Source organism: Pseudomonas sp., from assembly GCF_050739935.1.
In the GTDB taxonomy this organism is placed as follows: Bacteria; Pseudomonadota; Gammaproteobacteria; order Pseudomonadales; family Pseudomonadaceae; genus Aquipseudomonas.
This window is the reverse complement of the sequence record NZ_JBOICF010000110.1, coordinates 51,645-70,215: the sequence shown is the minus strand read 5'-3', so window position 1 is coordinate 70,215 and position 18,571 is coordinate 51,645. Positions and strand designations below refer to the sequence as shown.

15 protein-coding genes are annotated in these 18,571 nt (G+C 59.6%); 9 read left to right on the top strand and 6 right to left on the bottom strand.

Features of this window, described 5'->3' with window-relative positions:
• Positions 1-111: 111 nt before the first annotated feature.
• The 5 genes from hslU to ACRER8_RS21860 all read right to left on the bottom strand — a co-directional run bounded on the left by hslU (position 112) and on the right by ACRER8_RS21860 (position 7,218).
• On the bottom strand, positions 112-1,446 hold the full coding sequence (gene hslU, locus ACRER8_RS21880) for an ATP-dependent protease ATPase subunit HslU (protein WP_431748276.1): 1,335 nt from the start codon (positions 1,444-1,446) through the stop codon (positions 112-114).
• Positions 1,447-1,511: 65 nt separating this feature from the next.
• Positions 1,512-2,042, bottom strand: a complete 531-nt coding sequence (gene hslV / locus ACRER8_RS21875) for an ATP-dependent protease subunit HslV (protein ID WP_431748272.1) — start codon at positions 2,040-2,042, stop codon at positions 1,512-1,514.
• A gap of 238 nt (positions 2,043-2,280) precedes the next feature.
• A complete protein-coding gene (locus ACRER8_RS21870; RefSeq protein ID WP_431748271.1) occupies positions 2,281-2,973 on the bottom strand; it encodes an SPOR domain-containing protein in 693 nt (230 codons plus the stop codon).
• A 1-nt stretch (position 2,974) separates the two neighbouring features.
• Positions 2,975-4,711: an arginine--tRNA ligase gene (argS, locus tag ACRER8_RS21865; RefSeq protein WP_431748270.1), complete on the bottom strand. Its 1,737-nt coding sequence runs from the start codon at positions 4,709-4,711 to the stop codon at positions 2,975-2,977.
• A gap of 287 nt (positions 4,712-4,998) precedes the next feature.
• Positions 4,999-7,218, bottom strand: coding sequence for a primosomal protein N' (locus ACRER8_RS21860; RefSeq protein ID WP_431748269.1), 2,220 nt, complete (start codon positions 7,216-7,218; stop codon positions 4,999-5,001).
• A gap of 168 nt (positions 7,219-7,386) precedes the next feature.
• Between ACRER8_RS21860 and rpmE the strand changes: the two genes are divergently transcribed.
• The 3 genes from rpmE to ACRER8_RS21845 all read left to right on the top strand — a co-directional run bounded on the left by rpmE (position 7,387) and on the right by ACRER8_RS21845 (position 9,882).
• On the top strand, positions 7,387-7,608 hold the full coding sequence (gene rpmE / locus ACRER8_RS21855; RefSeq protein ID WP_062379238.1) for a 50S ribosomal protein L31: 222 nt from the start codon (positions 7,387-7,389) through the stop codon (positions 7,606-7,608).
• A 74-nt stretch (positions 7,609-7,682) separates the two neighbouring features.
• On the top strand, positions 7,683-8,435 hold the full coding sequence (locus ACRER8_RS21850) for a thermonuclease family protein (protein WP_431748268.1): 753 nt from the start codon (positions 7,683-7,685) through the stop codon (positions 8,433-8,435).
• 178 nt (positions 8,436-8,613) lie between these two features.
• Complete coding sequence (locus ACRER8_RS21845; RefSeq protein ID WP_431748267.1) at positions 8,614-9,882, top strand: malic enzyme-like NAD(P)-binding protein; 1,269 nt, start codon at positions 8,614-8,616, stop codon at positions 9,880-9,882.
• Between the two features lie 475 nt (positions 9,883-10,357).
• Here the strand turns inward: ACRER8_RS21845 and ACRER8_RS21840 are convergent, their stop codons facing one another.
• Positions 10,358-12,832: a penicillin-binding protein 1A gene (locus tag ACRER8_RS21840; protein WP_431748275.1), complete on the bottom strand. Its 2,475-nt coding sequence runs from the start codon at positions 12,830-12,832 to the stop codon at positions 10,358-10,360.
• Between the two features lie 209 nt (positions 12,833-13,041).
• Between ACRER8_RS21840 and ACRER8_RS21835 the strand changes: the two genes are divergently transcribed.
• From ACRER8_RS21835 to aroK, 6 genes are read left to right on the top strand one after another with little or no spacing between them, the layout of a single operon-like run.
• The gene (locus tag ACRER8_RS21835) at positions 13,042-14,106 is read left to right on the top strand and encodes a pilus assembly protein PilM (protein WP_431748266.1); all 1,065 of its coding nucleotides are present in this window, start codon (positions 13,042-13,044) and stop codon (positions 14,104-14,106) included.
• On the top strand, positions 14,106-14,675 hold the full coding sequence (locus ACRER8_RS21830; RefSeq protein WP_431748265.1) for a PilN domain-containing protein: 570 nt from the start codon (positions 14,106-14,108) through the stop codon (positions 14,673-14,675). The genes ACRER8_RS21835 and ACRER8_RS21830 overlap by 1 nt, the downstream gene beginning before the upstream one ends.
• On the top strand, positions 14,672-15,316 hold the full coding sequence (gene pilO / locus ACRER8_RS21825) for a type 4a pilus biogenesis protein PilO (protein ID WP_431748264.1): 645 nt from the start codon (positions 14,672-14,674) through the stop codon (positions 15,314-15,316). The genes ACRER8_RS21830 and pilO overlap by 4 nt, the downstream gene beginning before the upstream one ends.
• Complete coding sequence (gene pilP / locus ACRER8_RS21820; protein ID WP_431748263.1) at positions 15,313-15,840, top strand: type 4a pilus biogenesis lipoprotein PilP; 528 nt, start codon at positions 15,313-15,315, stop codon at positions 15,838-15,840. Before pilO ends, pilP begins: the two co-directional genes overlap by 4 nt.
• A 53-nt stretch (positions 15,841-15,893) precedes the next feature.
• The gene (gene pilQ / locus ACRER8_RS21815; protein ID WP_431748262.1) at positions 15,894-17,984 is read left to right on the top strand and encodes a type IV pilus secretin PilQ; all 2,091 of its coding nucleotides are present in this window, start codon (positions 15,894-15,896) and stop codon (positions 17,982-17,984) included.
• Between the two features lie 4 nt (positions 17,985-17,988).
• The gene (gene aroK / locus ACRER8_RS21810; protein ID WP_062379218.1) at positions 17,989-18,507 is read left to right on the top strand and encodes a shikimate kinase AroK; all 519 of its coding nucleotides are present in this window, start codon (positions 17,989-17,991) and stop codon (positions 18,505-18,507) included.
• Positions 18,508-18,571: the final 64 nt, after the last annotated feature.

Here is an 18,571-nt window from a genome sequence, read left to right as displayed (position 1 = left end):
GCGTAACGGTCAACATTTATAGCGACTGATAATCCGCGTTCGCCAGCAAGCCGGCTCCTACAGAGAGTGGCGTGCGCAGGTGCATCGTCGATGCCATGCGCACGCCAGCGTTTAAAGAATGTACCGCGACAAATCTTCGTCTTCGGCCAACTCACCCAAGTGGCTGTTGACGTACGCCGCGTCGATCTGGATCGTGCCGCCATCCTGCGCACCAGCCAGGTCACCTGCGCTGAACGATACCTCTTCCAGCAGGCGTTCCAGCAATGTATGCAAGCGACGGGCACCGATGTTCTCGGTCTTTTCGTTGACCTGCCAGGCGATCTCGGCCAGACGCTTGATGCCTTCGGGCAAGAACTCGATGTTCAGGCCTTCGGTTTTCAGCAGCTCGCGATACTGCTCGGTCAGCGACGCATGGGGTTCGCTGAGAATGCGCTCGAAATCTTCCGGGCTCAGGGCCTTGAGTTCGACGCGAATCGGCAAACGACCTTGCAGCTCAGGCACCAGATCGCTCGGCTTGCTCAAATGGAACGCGCCGGAGGCGATGAACAGGATATGGTCGGTCTTGACCATGCCCAGCTTGGTGTTGACGGTGCAGCCTTCGATCAGCGGCAGCAGGTCGCGCTGGACGCCCTCGCGAGAGACGTCCGCGCCGCCGACGTTGCCGCGTTTGGCGACCTTGTCGATCTCGTCGATGAAAACGATGCCGTGCTGCTCGACCGCTTCCAACGCCTTGCCCTTGAGCTCTTCATCATTGACCAGGCGGCTCGCTTCTTCGTCGCGGACCATCTTCAGCGCATCCTTGACCTTGAGCTTGCGGCTCTTCTTCTTGCCCTTGCCCATATTGGCGAACAGGCTCTGCAGCTGATTGGTCATCTCCTCCATGCCCGGCGGCGCGGAGATATCGACGCCGGCCATCTCCGCCACTTCGATCTCGATTTCCTTGTCGTCCAGCTGGCCTTCACGCAGACGCTTGCGGAACAGCTGACGGGTATTGGAATCGGAGCCGGAGGCATCTTCGTTGAAGCCAACGCGCGCTGGTGGCAACAGGGCATCGAGGATTCGGTCTTCGGCGGCGTCTTCGGCGCGATGGCGCACCTTGGTCATTTCCTGTTCGCGCAGCAGCTTCATCGCCGCGTCGGCCAGGTCACGAATGATCGACTCGACATCGCGACCCACGTAACCGACTTCGGTGAACTTGGTGGCCTCGACCTTGATGAACGGCGCGTTGGCGAGTTTGGCCAGACGACGCGCGATCTCGGTTTTACCGACACCGGTCGGGCCGATCATCAGAATGTTTTTCGGTGTGACTTCAACGCGCAGCTCTTCAGGCAGCTGCATTCGGCGCCAGCGGTTACGCAGCGCAATGGCGACGGCGCGTTTGGCATCGTCCTGGCCGATGATGTGGCGATTGAGTTCGTGGACGATTTCACGGGGAGTCATGGACATGGTTTTCAACGGTCCTCGGGCGTGAGTGAGTACCGGCCGCGATGACTTGCGGCCTGTGGCAAGACTCATTCGGCGAGGTCCTGCTCCTCAATGGTGATGTTGTGGTTGGTGAATACGCAGATGTCGCCAGCGATGTGCAGTGCGGTCTCGGCGATTTCCCGTGCCGACAATTCGGTTTTCAGCAGCAGGGCGCGAGCAGCGGCCTGGGCGAACGCACCACCGGAACCCATGGCAATCAGGCCGTCTTCGGGCTCAACGACATCGCCGTTACCGGTGATGATCAAAGAGGCGTCCTTGTTGGCTACGGCCAGCATGGCCTCAAGACGGCTCAAGGAGCGATCGGTACGCCAGTCTTTGGCAAGCTCGACAGCCGCGCGAACCAGATGCCCTTGATGCCTTTCGAGCTGGGCTTCGAAGCGTTCGAACAAAGTGAAGGCATCGGCGGTGGCGCCTGCGAAACCGGCGATCACCTGGCCGTGATAAAGGCGGCGGACCTTCTTGGCATTACCTTTCATGACGGTATTGCCCAGAGAAACCTGGCCGTCACCCGCCATGACGACTTTGCCTTGGCGGCGTACTGAAACGATGGTGGTCAAGGGGAGAGTCTCCACGCTATGGGCGAAAATGCCCTGATGAAAACTCATATGGGGGTGGGGGCGGGTATTTCAACCGTGGGGGATGAATGGCCGGGCTGGGGGGCGTTGTGCGGTTTAACCCTGTGGGAGCGAATTCATTCGCGACCGGGCAGTACAGTCGATACATCGCTATCGCCTGGACCATCTTTCGCGAATTAATTCGCTCCCACAAGACGTAGCTACGGCAGCTATCAAGCCCCTAGCGAGCCTGACGCTGTTGCAACAAAAGGTTACTGAAACCCCCACCGGCCAGTTGTTTCTGCGCCGTTGTCAGCTGTTCGCGGTTGCTGAACGGGCCGACCAGCACGCGGTACCAGGTTTCATCCTTCACGGTGCCGGACTCAACCGTCGCCGCCTGCCCCAGCAGAATGATTTGCGCGCGAACCTTGTCAGCATCGGTCTGCTTGCGGAACGAACCCGCCTGCAGGAAGAACGTTGTCACCGGTGCGGGTTTGGCAACCGGCGGCGCAGGCGGCGGGGTCAGGCCGCTGAGGGCTGCCTGGGCGCGGGCCGTGTCGATCTTCGCCGCCTGCTCGGGACTGACGGGCGTCGTTGGCGCTGCTACGGAAGGCGGTGTCTTTTCCGGCACGGCTTCGTTCGGCACGATGACTTCAGACTCTGGCAGCAGTGTGTAGAAGTCATACTTCGGCTTCACCGGAGCGGTGGGGCTGGGCGGCGTCTTGTTCGCTTCGGCGATTTTTGCCGCCTTGGCATCAGCCTTCACCCGCTTGATATCGTCACCACTGCCGGGTTCCAGCTTCATCAGGAACACAATGAAAGCGCCCACGGACAGGCCGATCGCCAGCCACACCCACCCTGGAATCGGCTTCTTTGCGGGGGCCTCGTACCGGCTGGCGCCGCGCTTGGGAGCAGGTTTCTTTTTGACTGCCAACTTACATACGCTCCAGAGTTTCCAGACCCAGCAGTTGCAGGCCTTGCTTGAGGGTGCGACCGGTCAGGTGCGCGAGGCGCAGACGGCTCTGCTGTTGCTCGGGGTTTTCCGCGCTCAGGATCGGGCAGTTTTCGTAGAAGCTGGAAAACAGCCCGGCCAGATCGTACAGATAGGCGCAGAGCACGTGTGGCGTCCCCTTTTCGGCGACGTTATTCAGCGTCTCGCCGAACTGCGCCAGGCGCGCTGCCAGATCCTGCTCCTGTGGTGCATCGAGAATGATCTGACCCTTGTTTTCATCGAACGCCTCGCCGAGCTTGCGGAACACGCCGGCCACGCGGGTGTAGGCATAAAGCAGGTAAGGCGCGGTGTTACCTTCGAAACTGAGCATCTGATCGAAGTTGAAGCTGTAATCGCTGGCGCGGTGCTTGGACAGGTCAGCGTATTTCACCGCGCTGATCCCTACGGCCTTGGCGATGCTACGAAGCTCGTCTTCGGCGACTTCCGGGTTCTTCTCTTTGACCAGCACGTAAGCACGTTCTTCGGCTTCGTCCAGCAGATCGACCAGCTTGACGGTGCCGCCATCGCGGGTCTTGAACGGGCGGCCATCGGCGCCGTTCATGGTGCCGAAGCCCATGTGTTCCATCTGCATGTCGTTGGTGACGAAACCGGCGCGACGGGCCACTTCGAATACCTGCTGGAAGTGCAGGGCCTGACGTTGATCGACGAAATACAGCGCGCGGTCGGCCTTCAATACATTGCTGCGATAACGCACGGCCGCCAAGTCGGTGGTGGCATAGAGATAGCCGCCACCGGCTTTCTGCACGATGACCGGCAGAGGTGTGCCTTCTGCAGTCTTGAACTCATCGAGGAATACGCACTGGGCCCCATTGCTCTCGACCAGCAGACCGGCTTTTTTCAGATCTGCGATGACATTGGCGAGGTCATCGTTGTAGGCGCTTTCGCCCATGACGTCTTTCGGCGTCAGTTTCACGTTCAGGCGTTCGTACACTTGCTGACAGTGCGAAAGGGAAATCTCTTTGAAGCGGGTCCACAACTTCAGGCATTCAGGGTCGCCCGCCTGCAGCTTCACCACCAGACCGCGAGCGCGCTCGGCGAACTCTTCGGACTCGTCGAAGCGTCCTTTGGCGGCGCGGTAGAAGTTTTCCAGGTCCGAGAGTTCGTCGCTGGTCGCCGGGGTTTCCTGCAGATAGGCCAGCAGCATGCCGAATTGCGTGCCCCAGTCGCCGACGTGGTTCTGACGAATCACGGTATCGCCGAGGAACTCCAGAACACTGGCAACGCCGTCGCCGATGATGGTTGAACGCAGGTGGCCGACGTGCATCTCTTTAGCCAGGTTCGGCGCGGACAGGTCGACCACCACGCGTTGGGCGGGGCCGTTCTTGCGCACCGACAGCGTGGCGTCGGCCAGGGCGGCGTCAAGGCGCGACGCCAGGGCCTGGGTGTTCTGGAAGAAGTTGAGGAAGCCTGGACCGGCGATGTCAACCTTGCTGATCTGCTCGTCGGCGGGCAAGGCGGCGACGATTTTTTCCGCCAGATCACGCGGTTTCATGCCTGCGGGCTTGGCCAGCATCATGGCGATATTGCTGGCGAAGTCGCCGTTTTTCTTGTCCTTGGCGTTTTCCACCTGAATCGCCGGCGTCAGCCCTTCCGGCAAGACGCCTTCGGTGACGAGTTGGCTCAGAGCTTGTTGGATCAGCTGGCGAATGGTGTCTTTCATGATGCTCTCTTCGACCGCAAGCGCGGCAGCGCTTCGATGCGCGGGTGGAAAAACTGGGCATTATCCGTTGCCGGAGCCACCTTGCCAACCGCGTTGGATGCGCGGTTGTGATTTGTCATCCATTACAGGATTACCAACTGTGGGAGCGAGTTCATTCGCGAACGGCCAGTCCAGACGACACATCTATATCGGACGAAAGATTTTTCGCGAATGAATTCGCTCCCACAGGGGTTCGGCAGCGCCGCAGATGTTCGGGCGGACGCAATCCCACAGAATCACCGGTGAGCCTAATAAAGATCCACCGGATCCACATCCAGCGACCACCTTACCTGTCTTCCGCTGGGCATGTTCTCCAGTGCGAGCATCCAGGTCGCCAGCAGCTTGTGCAGTGGCGCGCGAGCATTGGCCTGGACCAGGAGTTGAGCGCGGTATCGTCCCGCTCGGCGCTCCATCGGAGCCGGAACCGGACCCAACAGTTCAATCCCGCCCAGTGCCGTTTCCTTCAACAGGTGCTCGGCTTCCCTACAGGCTTCATCGAGAAATCCCTCGGCCTGCCCTGGTTTATGCGCCTCGGCACGCAGCAGCGCCAGATGCGAAAACGGTGGCAGACCCGCGGCGCGGCGCTCGCTCAAGGCCTGTTCGGCAAAGGCGAAGTAACCCTGTTCGGTCAGCTGGATCAGTAGCGGATGATCGGCGAGATGCGTCTGGATGATCACCTTGCCCGGCTCTTCCGCACGTCCGGCCCGGCCAGCGACCTGTACGATCAACTGGGCCATGCGCTCGCTGGCGCGGAAATCTCCGGAAAACAAACCGCCGTCCGCATCGAGGATCGACACCAGCGTCACCCGCGGGAAGTGATGCCCTTTGGCGAGCATCTGCGTGCCTACCAGAATGCACGGATGGCCTTTCTGAATCGTGGCGAACAGCTGATTCATCGCATCCTTGCGCGAAGTGCTGTCGCGGTCGACACGCAGCACTGGATAGTCCGGGAACAGAATCGCCAGGCGTTCTTCGGCGCGCTCCGTTCCCGCGCCGACAGGCCGCAAATCAACCTTGCCGCACGCCGGGCAGTTACGCGGTACACGTTCGACATGCCCGCAATGATGGCAACGCAGCTCGCCGGAGCGTTGATGGACCGTCATGCGCGCATCGCAGCGATTGCATTCCGATAGCCAGCCGCAGTCATGACAAAGCAGAGTTGGCGCGAATCCGCGGCGATTGAGAAACACCAGCACCTGTTGCCCGGCTGCCAGCGTCTGTCCGATGGCTTGCTGCATCGGGCCGGAAATTCCGCTGTCCAGCGGACGGCTTTTTACGTCCAGGCGCAGGAATCGGGGTTGCTGGGCGCCACCGGCCCGCTGATTTAGACGTAGGAGAGCGTACCGGCCGGTATAGGCGTTGTGCAGGCTTTCCAGTGAAGGCGTGGCCGAACCCAGCACGATCGGGATGTCCTCCTGGCGCGCGCGAACCAGGGCCAGATCCCTCGCGTGGTAACGCAGGCCTTCCTGCTGTTTATAGGAGCCGTCGTGTTCTTCGTCGATGATGATCAGGCCGGGATTCTTCATCGGCGTAAACAGCGCCGAGCGCGTGCCGATGATGATGTCCGCCTCGCCATCACGCGCCGCCAGCCAGGCATCTAGGCGATCACGGTCGTTGACTGCCGAGTGCAGCAAGGCGATGCGTGCATTGAAGCGTTGTTCGAACCGGGCAAGCGTCTGCGGGCCGAGATTGATTTCCGGGATCAGCACCAGTGCCTGCTTGCCTGCTTCAAGGGTCTCGCGGATCAACTGCAGATAGACTTCGGTCTTGCCGCTGCCGGTGACACCCGCGAGCAATGACGCATGAAAACTGCCGAAACCGGAGCGTATCGCTTCAAAGGCCGCGCGCTGTTCGGAATTGAGCGGCAACTCAGGCTGAGCGAGCCAGTGCTCATGTCGCGCCACGGGTGCATGGCCGCGCACTTCTACCGTGACCAGCTCTTTGGCCAGCAGCAGGTTCAGGCTGTCCCGGTTCAGCATCAGTTTGCTTAGCAGCTGATGAGCGACGCCATGAGGATGCTGCGCCAGTGTTCTCAGCGCTTCTTTCTGTTTCGGCGCGCGGGCGATGCGCGGATCATCGACGCTCGCGCCGTTCGCAATCTGCCAGAAGCGCTCCTGACGCGCTTCGGCCGGCTCGCCTTGGCGCAGCAACACCGGCAATGCCCAGCTCAAGGTGTCGCCAAGGCTGTGCTGATAATACTGCGCAGTCCACAGGCACAGCTTGAACAGGGTTGGAGGCAGCGGGGCTTCGCTGTCCAGCAACGCGATGGCCGGTTTAAGTTTGTCGGCTGGGACTTCGCTGTGATCGGTGATCTCCACCAGGATCCCGATCATTTCCCGACGGCCGAACGGCACCCGCAGACGCATACCGGGCTGCAGCGCACTGGACGCAACCCCGGCGGGGGCGCGGTAGTCGAACAGGCGACGCAGAGGCGAGGGCAGAGCGAGGCGCAGAATGGCGTCGGGCACGCGGGGGATTTCCTGTTACGGAGTATGACCAAGGCCGCGATCTTAGCAGACGACCGGCATGAACGTGCCCTTGCGTGATTTGCCTTGTCTGTTAATATGCGCGGCCTAATTCCGTGCGGTATTCAACAATAGTGTTGGGTGGCGGCACGCTAGCCTGAGGAAATACCGATGAAAGCTGATATCCATCCAGTTTACGAAGACGTCGTTGCGACCTGCAGCTGCGGCAACGTCATCCACACCCGTTCCAACCTGGCCAAGCCTCTGAGCCTGGACGTTTGCAACGAGTGCCACCCGTTCTACACCGGTAAGCAAAAGACTCTGGACGTTGGCGGTCGCGTCGACAAGTTCAAGTCGCGTTTCGGTGCGTTCGGCGCAACCAAAGCGAAGTAAGAGTGGTCATTCTGGATCGCTCCCCGAGCTTTTCCAGACTGCTCAAAAAGGCGTCCCTCGTGGGCGCCTTTTTTATGTCTGCGATTTGGCTCTCCGCCGCCAATGCCTTGTGCCCGGCGCCCTCGAACTTGCCGACGGCGCAGGTGCAGCGCGTGGTCGATGGCGACACTTTGCGTCTGAACGACGGGCGCAGCGTACGCATGGTTGGTCTGAATGCGCCAGAAACCGGCAAAAAAGGTCAGTCCGCCCAGCCATTTGCCGAGGCTGCCAAGCGTCGCCTGCAAACCCTGATCGACGACAGCGACGGTCAGGTCACTCTGCGAATCGGTGAGCAGGCCACCGATCGCTACGGTCGCACGCTTGCCAATGTCTATGGCCGCAACGGCGCCAACCTCGAAGCTCAGTTGCTGGCCGAAGGGCTGGGCTATGTGGTGGCTGTCTCGCCGAACGTGGCGCTGGTCGATTGCCAGCAAGCGGCGGAAAAGACTGCGCGGCGGGCGGGGCTTGGGCTGTGGCGCAATTCGCCAGTGCAATCGCCCGACCAAATAAACAGTGGCGGTTTTGCAGTGGTGTCTGGGCGTGTCAGTAGCGTAGAGCGCAACGGTGGCGGCATCTGGATTGAATTCGGGGATGCGTTAGTGCTGCGCATTGCGCCAGATCTCGTAGGACAGTTCGACGGCGCAGGGCTGCAGCGTCTGAAAGGGCAGCAGATTGAAGCTCGTGGCTGGATTGTGGACCGGTCTCGTCGCGGCGGTCTGAAGTCTGGGCAACCACGCTGGATGATGCCGCTCACGCATCCTGTCATGTTGAATACAAAGTTGAACTGAATTGTGAACATTTTTCAGTTGTATTGTTCTCAGCACAGGCCTTGTATTTCGCGGCTCTACGCTGAAAGTCGTAGATGCGGCCCCTTGACATAGGTGACTCGGCAGTCTTGTTAGGACTTTCTGACTTGCGTATGCTCGTTCGTCCGTCTGTCCAACAGCAAAAAAGCGGAATGCCCCCATGTCAGATTTGAAAACTGCCGCGCTCGAATATCACGCCAACCCTCGCCCTGGGAAACTGAGCGTCGAACTCACCAAAGCCACCGCCACCGCCCGCGATCTGTCCCTGGCTTACAGCCCGGGCGTTGCCGAGCCGGTGCGTGAAATCGGCCGAGATCCTGAACTGGCCTACAAGTACACCGGCAAAGGCAACCTGGTAGCGGTCATCTCTGATGGCACCGCGATCCTCGGTCTGGGCAACCTCGGCCCGCTGGCGTCCAAGCCGGTGATGGAGGGCAAGGGTGTTCTGTTCAAACGTTTCGCGGGTATCGACGTGTTCGACATCGAAGTCGATTCGGAAAGCCCCCAAGCCTTCATCGACACCGTGAAGCGTATTTCCATCACGTTCGGCGGCATCAACCTGGAAGACATCAAGGCACCTGAGTGCTTCGAAATCGAAAAGGCGCTGATCGAACAATGTGACATCCCGGTTTTCCACGACGACCAGCATGGCACCGCGATCGTGACCGCAGCCGGCATGATCAACGCCCTGGAAATCGCTGGCAAAACCCTGGAATCGGCGAAGATCGTCTGTCTGGGTGCCGGTGCTGCGGCCATCTCCTGCATGAAGTTGCTGGTGAGCATGGGCGCGAAGATCGAAAACATCTTCATGATCGACCGTAACGGCGTGGTTCACTCCGAGCGTTCCGATCTGAACCAGTACAAGGCGCAATTCGCTCATGCGACCGAAAAGCGCACTCTGGCTGATGCTTTGGACGGTGCTGACGTGTTCGTCGGTCTGTCCGGTCCGAACCTGCTAAGCGCCGACGGCCTGAAATCCATGGCCGCCAACCCGATCGTGTTCGCGTGCTCGAACCCTGATCCGGAAATCTCCCCTGAGCTGGCGCATGCCACCCGCAGCGACGTGATCATGGCGACCGGCCGTTCGGACTACCCGAACCAGGTCAACAACGTGCTGGGCTTCCCGTTCATCTTCCGTGGCGCCTTGGATGTTCGCGCCAAGCGCATCAACGAAGAAATGAAAATCGCTGCTGCCAACGCCCTGCGTGAGCTGGCCAAACTGCCGGTGCCAGAGGAAATCTGCGACGCTTACGGCGGTACCAAGCTGGAGTTCGGGCGTGAGTACATCATCCCGAAACCACTGGACGTGCGTCTGCTGACCGTCGTCTCCGATGCCGTTGCCAAGGCAGCCATCGAGAGTGGCGTGGCGACCCTGCCGTATCCGAAGCACTATCCGCTGACCGATGTGGATCAAGTCTTCAACGGCTGATAGCTGAACGCGATAAAAAAAAGCCCTGCAGAGATGCAGGGCTTTTTTGTGCTCTCGTTAAGTGCTAATGCCTGCTTCTGGCTGACAGCGTAGGAGCTGGCTTGCTGGCGAAAGCGGCGGGTCAGTCGATAATTTCATGACCGATGTGGCGTATTCGCAAGCAGGGTGGCTCCTACAGGTTTGGAGGTCGCCGGGTATTTCGGCGTGGGAGGGCTGTCCTTGTAGGAGACGTCGGAAGTTACGACGGCAGCGAAAGCGGTGGGTCAGTCGACAGCTTCATGACTGCTCTACCGCATTCGCCAGCAAGCCGGCTCCTACAGGTTTGAAGGTCACCGGTATTTCAGCGTGGGAGGGCTGTCCTTGTAGGAGACGTCGGAGGTTACGACGGCAGCGAAAGCGGTGGGTCAGTCGACGGCTTCATGACTGCTCTACCGCATTCGCCAGCAAGCCGGCTCCTACAGAGGTCCGCGTTGCATCAGAAAAGGTCGATCGGCGCCGACTCATCCGCTGGCAACGGGCTGCCAGGGGCGGGGCTGCCGTTCAGTTCGTTCACGCTTGGCGGCGTGTCTTCGCTTTTGAATAGTTCGAAGAATGCCCCTGCTGTGCTCGGCGTAGCAGAGCGACCGCTGACCGGGTCGATCCGCAGGCTGAGAATCCCATCCGGCTCGGCCTGGACATGTGGTGGCTTGTCCTTCAACGCTGCACTCATGTAGTTCATCCAGATCGGCAGCGCGACGGTGCCGCCGAACTCGTGACGTCCCAGACTTTCCGGCTGATCGAAACCGGTCCAGACAGTGGTCACGTAATCGCCGTTGTAGCCGGAGAACCAAGCATCTTTCGAGTCGTTGGTGGTGCCGGTCTTGCCCGCGATATCCGGGCGGTTCATCGACAATGCGCGTCGGCCAGTGCCGCGCTTGATGACGTCCTGCAACATGCTGTTGAGGATGTACGTGGTGCGACCGTCGACGATGCGCTCTGCCACTGCAGGCGCAGGTGGTGCGCCATTGGTGTCCAGCGCGTTAGGCACGGTGTTGGCGGTCAGGGCCGGTGTTTCCGGCGCAGCGAACGTCGAGGCATCGCTGATGGCTGTCTGGCTGACTGCTTTGGGATTTGGGTCGTTGGCCGGAACCGTAGGCGGATTGGCGACGAACAGTGTCTTGCCTTCGCGATCTTCGATTTTGTCGATAAGGTACGGGCTGACCTTGTAGCCGCCGTTGGCAAAGGTGCTCCAGCCGCTGACGATTTCCATCGGCGTCAGCGTGGCGGTACCCAGCGCAAGCGACAGGTTGGGCGGCAAGTCTTGTTTGTTGAAGCCGAAGCGGGTGATGTAGTTGATCGCAGTGTTGACCCCCAGGCTCTGCAGCAAGCGGATCGACACCAGGTTGCGCGACTTGTACAGCGCTTCGCGCAGACGGATCGGGCCCAGGAACGTGCCGGTGTCGTTCTTCGGACGCCAGACCTTGTCTATGGCTTCGTCGACGAACACGATTGGCGCGTCGTTCACCAGGCTTGCAGCGGTGTAGCCGTTATCCAGTGCCGCCGAATAAAGGAACGGCTTGAAGCTGGAACCCGGCTGACGTTTGGCCTGCATGGCGCGGTTGTAGTTGCTCTGCTCGAAGGCGAAACCGCCGACCAGCGCTCGGATCGCGCCATTTTTAGGGTCCAGCGACACCAGCGCGCTCTGCGCCTGCGGGATCTGGCTGAATTTGAGCGAATTGTCAGCCTGACGCTGCACGCGCACCAGGTCGCCGACGTGCGCCACATCGGAAGGCAGCTTCGGATTGGCGCCAACGCTATTGGTGTTCAGGAATGCCTTGGCCCACTTCATGCTGTCCCAGGCGACCGTCTCTTCTTCATCGCCGTTGCGGGTCAGAACGTGGATGCCGGTCTTGTCCACCTGGCTGACGATTGCCGGCTCCAGACCACTGATCGGACGCTGTTTGCTCAGTTCCTGCACCCAGCCATCGCGTGTCAGGCCCGGGAAGCGGCTCTCAGGCCCGCGATAGCCATGTCGCTGGTCATATTCGATCAAGCCTTCCTGAACCGCATGATTGGCGTTTTCCTGAAGATCGCTCGGAACAGTAGTGGTGACGCGGAAGCCTTCTGTGTAGGCTTCGCTGCCGTAGCGGCCGACCATTTCAGCGCGGGCCATTTCGGCGATGTATGGCGCGTTCACTTCAGGGCTTTGGACGTGATAGCTGGCGTTTATCGGCTCGGCGAGCGCGGTCTGGTAAGTGTTCTGATCGATCTTGCCCAGTTTGAACATGCGGCCCAGAATCCAGTCCCGACGCTCTTTGGCGCGCACTGGATTGGCCAGCGGGTTGAATCGTGACGGTGCTTTGGGCAGGCCGGCGATCATCGCCATCTGTGCGACGCTCAGATCGCGAATGGATTTGCCGTAATAAACCTGTGCCGCGGCCTCGATACCGTAAGCCCTGTTGCCCAGATAAATTTTGTTGACGTAAAGCTCGAGAATCTCGTCCTTGGTAAGTTGGCGCTCGATTTGCAAGGCCAGAAGAATCTCGGTGGTTTTCCGTGAAAAGCTGCGCTCGCTGGTCAGGAAGTAGTTCTTGGCGACCTGCATGGTGATGGTCGAACCGCCGGACTGAATGTGACCGCTTTTGACCAGCTGGCTCGCGGCGCGCATCAGACTGCCGGGGTCCACCCCATAGTGATTGGCGAAGTTATCGTCTTCGGCAGATAGCAGGGCGTGAATGAAATTGGGGGGAATGTCGGCGAAACGGATCGGAGAGCGGCGCATTTCGCCGAATTCTGCGATGAGTTTGCCGTCGCTGCTGAAGACTCTCAGCGGAATTTGCAGTTGGATATTGCGCAGAGCGTCGACCGAGGGCAGATTCGGCGACAGGTAGAGAAAGGCACCGCTCAAACCGAGCAGCAGCCCGCAGATGATAGCGACAATGGACCACCAGAAAAACTTCAGCAGGCGTATCAAGGCTTTTGGATTTCCAGAAAAAAGAATGGGTTAAGCGCAGGCATTTACAAATGAACACGCCTTGAAGCTTTGCTACACGAAAAAAACGCTGGGCATTATAAGCATTTTTCGTCGCCAAGCGTTATTTGCGCTACTGTCAAGGCTGCCGACAGTGGCGTTGGACAAAAAAATATCCGTAAGTGACGGAAACGCATAGGGAATCGGTTGTGTTCGAACTCTTCAGTAAGAAGGCCAATACCCTTCTAGGGATCGATATTAGCTCCACCTCGGTAAAGCTCCTTGAACTAAGTCGTTCCGGCACCCGCTACAAAGTCGAGTCCTACGCGGTCGAGCCACTGCCCGCCAACGCGGTGGTCGAAAAGAACATCGCCGAGCTGGAAGGAGTCGGCAATGCGCTGACGCGCGTGCTGGTCAAAGCCAAGACAAACGTCAAAATCGCGGCGGTTGCTGTCGCCGGTTCGGCGGTCATTACCAAGACCATCGAGATGGATGCCGGCCTTTCCGACGACGAAATGGAAAACCAGCTCAAGATCGAAGCCGACCAGTACATTCCCTATCCGCTGGAAGAAGTCGCCATCGACTTCGAAGTGCAGGGCTATTCGCCGCGTAATCCCGAGCGCGTCGAAGTGCTGCTGGCCGCCTGTCGCAAAGAGAACGTCGAAGTCCGCGAAGCTGCGTTGGCGCTCGCCAACCTCACGGCTCGGGTGGTTGACGTCGAGGCCTACGCGCTGGAGCGCTCTTTCGGCCTGTTGTCGGCGCAGTTGGGGCAGGACCACGAGCAACTGACCGTGGCGGTCATCGACATCGGCGCCACCATGACCACCCTCAGCGTGCTGCACAACGGCCGCATCATCTATACCCGCGAGCAACTGTTCGGCGGACGTCAGCTTACCGAGGAAATCCAGCGCCGCTATGGCCTGTCACTGGGCGAGGCCGGCCTTGCGAAAAAGCAGGGCGGCTTGCCGGACGACTACACCACGGAAGTGCTGCAACCGTTCAAGGACGCCGTTGTCCAGCAGGTTTCTCGTTCCTTGCAGTTCTTCTTCGCCGCCGGTCAGTACAACCGTGTCGACTACATCATGCTGGCGGGCGGGACGGCATCCATTGCCGGGTTAGATCGCTTAATCCAGGAGCGCCTGGGCACTCCGACCATGGTCGCCAACCCGTTTGCCGACATGGCCTTGAGCGCCAAGGTCAACGCTGGTGCGCTGGCCAGTGATGCCCCTGCATTGATGATCGCGTGCGGTCTGGCGTTGAGGAGCTTCGACTGATGGCGCGGATCAACTTACTTCCCTGGCGTGAACAACAACGCGAAGAGCGCAAGAAGCGCTTCCTGCTTTCTCTGGCCGGCGTATTGGTCGCGGGTATCGGCGCCATCCTTCTGGCCGATCAATATTTGAGCAGCGCGATCAGTCACCAGAACGCTCGCAATCAATACATCAAGACTGAAATCGTCCAGCTCGATGCGCGGATCAAGGAGATCAGCGAACTCAAGTCTCGGCGCAAACAGCTGCTGGAGCGGATGAAGATCATTCAGGACCTGCAAGGCAACCGGCCGATCATTGCTCGCATCTTCGATCAGATGGCTCGCACGCTGCCGGACGGGGTGTATTTCAACGAAGTGAAGATGACCGGCAACCTGATCAGCATTTCCGGCGCCGCCGAGTCGAACAATCGGGTGTCGGATCTGCTGCGTAATCTTGAAGCGTCCGACTGGATGGAGGCGCCGAGCCTTACCGAAGTGAAGGCCAACAGCGCCGCCGGTTCGGCTGACCAGTCCAATTCCTTCCAGCTGACGGTGCGTCAGACTCAACCTGCGGTTGAAGGAGCCAAGCCATGAATGTGAGTGAATGGCTGGACAGCCTGCGCAAGATCGATATCAACGATCTGGACGTCAATAACCTGGGTTCCTGGCCTGCCGCGGTCAAGACCATCGCCGGCGCCTTGCTGCTGGTACTGGTGCTGGCAGGCGGATACTTTTTCTACATTCAGGACATGCAGACCCAGCTGGATCAGGCACGCAACGATGAAGCCACGTTGAGAGAGCAGTTCTCCAACAAGGCATTCCAGGCTGCCAACCTGCCAGCCTACAAGACCCAGATGGTGGAAATGGAAAACACCTTCGGCGCATTGCTGCGACAGTTGCCCAGTGATACCGAAGTGCCTGGCCTGCTCGAAGACATCACCCGTACCGGCCTGGGCAGCGGGCTTGAGTTCGAAGAAATCAAGCTTCTGCCTGAAGCCGCTCAGCAGTTCTATATCGAATTGCCGATCCAGATCACCGTCACCGGCGCTTATCACGACCTGGCGACCTTCGTCAGCGGCGTGGCCAGCCTGCCGCGCATCGTTACCTTGCACGACTTCGAAATCAGACCGGTGGACAAGTCCCCTGGAAAACTGCGCATGAGCATCCTCGCCAAGACCTATCGCTACAACGATAAGGGGCTTCAGAACACTGACAACAAAGGACGGGCGAAATGAGGGCGGTGCATTGGTTGTGCATCGGCGCCGCGCTGATGGGGTTGGCAGGTTGCGACAGTTCCAACGAGTTCGACGACTTGAAGCAGTTCATGGCCGGGGTGCGCGCGCGACCGGTAGGCAATATCGAGCCGATGCCGAAATTTCGTCCCTACGAGGCCTTCACTTACGCAGCGGCGAGCTTGCGTAGCCCTTTCCAGCCACCGATCAAGGTCGATTTGGTTGCCCGCCAGAAAGGCTCGCATCTGGTCCAGCCGGATCCGACCAGGGTCAAGCAGTTCCTGGAAGGCTTCAACATCGATGGCTTTGAAATGGTCGGTACGCTGAGCAACGAAACCGGTATGTTCGCCTTGCTGCGCGGCGCCGGTGGGGTTCATCGGGTCAAGGTGGGCGATTATCTGGGCCGCAACGACGGCCGGATCGTCTCCATCACCGAATCCGAGGTGCAGGTGATCGAACTCGTTCCTGATGGAGAGGGGGCGTGGCTGGAGCGGCCGCGCAGCATTTCCCTTAAAGAACGCTCATGAAGACGACAAGCAAGCGATACACCTTCGGATCTGCACAGTGGTGGAATGTGAACATGACTAGGATTCTTTCGATTATCGGCGTGTCGCTATGGATGGCGATGCTTTCACCGATTCTCCAGGCGGCCAACCTCAAGACGCTGGATGTCGCCGCATTGCCGGGGGATCGGGTCGAGTTGAAACTGTCCTTCGACGGTCCGGTGGCGGCCCCGCGCGGCTATACCACCGAGCAGCCGGCGCGCATTGCGCTGGACCTGCCCGGCGTCACCAGCCAGTTGGCGATCAAGAGTCGCGACCTGGGTTCGGGTAACGCTCACAGTGTGGTGGTGGTCGAAGCCAAGGATCGCACCCGCGTGATCATCAACCTGACGACGTTGGCGCCTTATAGCTCCCGCGTCGATGGCAACAACCTGTTCGTGGTCGTTGGGCAGGGGGCGACAGCCGCGCAAGGCTCGCAACCGAGCACTGCCCAGGGTGCGCCGCGCGTGAGCGTGCCGCCAGCATCGGTCAGCTCCGCCGCGGCCAAGCCTGCTGCCCGGTCTTATGCGCCAGGTCCGAGAGCGGTCAAGAACGTTGATTTCCAGCGTGGCGAGCTGGGTGAAGGCAACGTTGTCATCGAGTTGAGCGATGCCGGTATCGCCCCGGACATTCAGGAGCAGGGCGGCAAGATTCGTGTCGATTTTGCCAAGACCCAACTGCCTGACCCACTGCGCGTACGCCTCGATGTGAAGGATTTCGCGACCCCGGTGCAGTTCGTCAATTCCAGCGTCAGCGGTGACAAGGCGAGCATTTCCATCGAGCCGTCCGGCGCATTCGATTACTCGGCTTATCAGACCGACAACAAGCTGACCATCAGCGTGAGGCCGTTGACCAACGAAGACGTGGCGCGTCGCAATGCGGACAAACTGGTGTACACCGGCGAGAAGCTGTCGCTGAACTTTCAGGATATCGACGTGCGTTCGGTGCTGCAGCTGATCGCCGACTTCACCAACCTCAACCTGGTCGCCAGTGATACCGTTCAGGGCGGCATTACCCTGCGTCTGCAGAACGTGCCGTGGGATCAGGCGCTGGATCTGGTGCTCAAGACCAAGGGCCTGGACAAGCGCAAGGTTGGCAACGTACTGCTGGTCGCGCCGGCCGACGAGATTGCGGCTCGCGAGCGGCAGGAACTGGAATCGCTCAAGCAGATTTCCGAGCTTGCCCCGTTGCGCCGCGAATTGCTGCAGGTGAACTACGCCAAGGCCGCGGACATAGCCAAGCTGTTCCAGTCCGTGACCAACGCCGATTCGAAAGCTGATGAGCGTGGTTCGATCACGGTAGATGAGCGCACCAACAACATCATTGCCTACCAGACCCAGGATCGCCTGGACGAACTGCGTCGCATCGTCTCGCAGCTGGATATTCCGGTGCGTCAGGTGATGATCGAGGCGCGTATCGTGGAGGCCAACGTCGACTATGACAAGGCGCTGGGCGTGCGTTGGGGCGGTTCTACAAACCGCGGTAACTTCACCACCGGTGGCAACGGCACTGTGACCGGCGCCGGCAACACCAATGGTCCATACGTGGACATGGGCGTGGCCAACCCGACGTCCTCGATCGGGCTGGGTTTCCTGACCAACAACACGATTCTCGATCTTGAACTGACGGCCATGGAAAAAACCGGCAATGGCGAAGTGGTCTCTCAGCCCAAGGTCGTCACCTCGGACAAGGAAACCGCGAAAATCCTGAAAGGTACGGAAGTGCCGTATCAGGAAGCCAGTTCCAGCGGCGCGACTTCCGTGTCGTTCAAGGAGGCATCGCTGTCCCTGGAAGTGACCCCGCAGATCACCCCGGACAACCGCATCATCATGGAGGTCAAGGTCACCAAGGATGAGCCTGACTACGTCAACACGGTGCTGGGTGTACCCCCCATCAAGAAAAACGAAGTCAACGCCAAGGTATTGGTTTCCGACGGAGAAACCATCGTGATTGGCGGCGTGTTCTCCAATACGCAGAATAAAGTCGTCGACAAGGTGCCATTTCTGGGCGATGTGCCGTATGTTGGCCGCCTTTTCAGGCGGGATGTGATCAGTGAGTCAAAATCCGAGCTGCTGGTGTTCCTCACCCCGCGTATCATGAACAACCAGGCGATTGCTGTGAGTCGTTGATTCTGTGCGAAATTTAATACTTGTGGGGCCGATGGGGGCTGGCAAAAGCACCATCGGTCGTCTGCTGGCCAAAGAGCTTCGACTGCCGTTCAAGGATTCCGACAAGGAAATCGAACTGCGAACGGGCGCCAATATCCCTTGGATCTTCGATAAGGAAGGCGAAGCGGGCTTTCGTGATCGGGAGCAAGCCATGATCGCCGAGCTCTGCGCCCTTGATGGCGTCGTGCTCGCGACCGGTGGTGGCGCGGTCATGCGTGAGGAGAACCGGCGGGCCCTGCATGCGGGCGGACGTGTGGTATATCTGCATGCTTCCGTGGAACAGCAGGTCGGGCGCACCTCCCGCGATCGCAACCGGCCTCTCTTGCGTACCGCAGATCCGGCTCGTGTGCTTCGTGAGCTGCTGGCTATCCGTGATCCGCTCTATCGGGAAATCGCCGATGTCATCATAGAAACCGATGAGCGGCCACCCCGGATGGTGGTTCTTGACATCCTCGCCCTGTTGGCCGAGCTTCCTCCCCGTTAAAGCGCAGACGGAAATGCGCTATCCTCGGCGACCATAAAAAGCAGGGTCGCCAAATGGCCTTGCG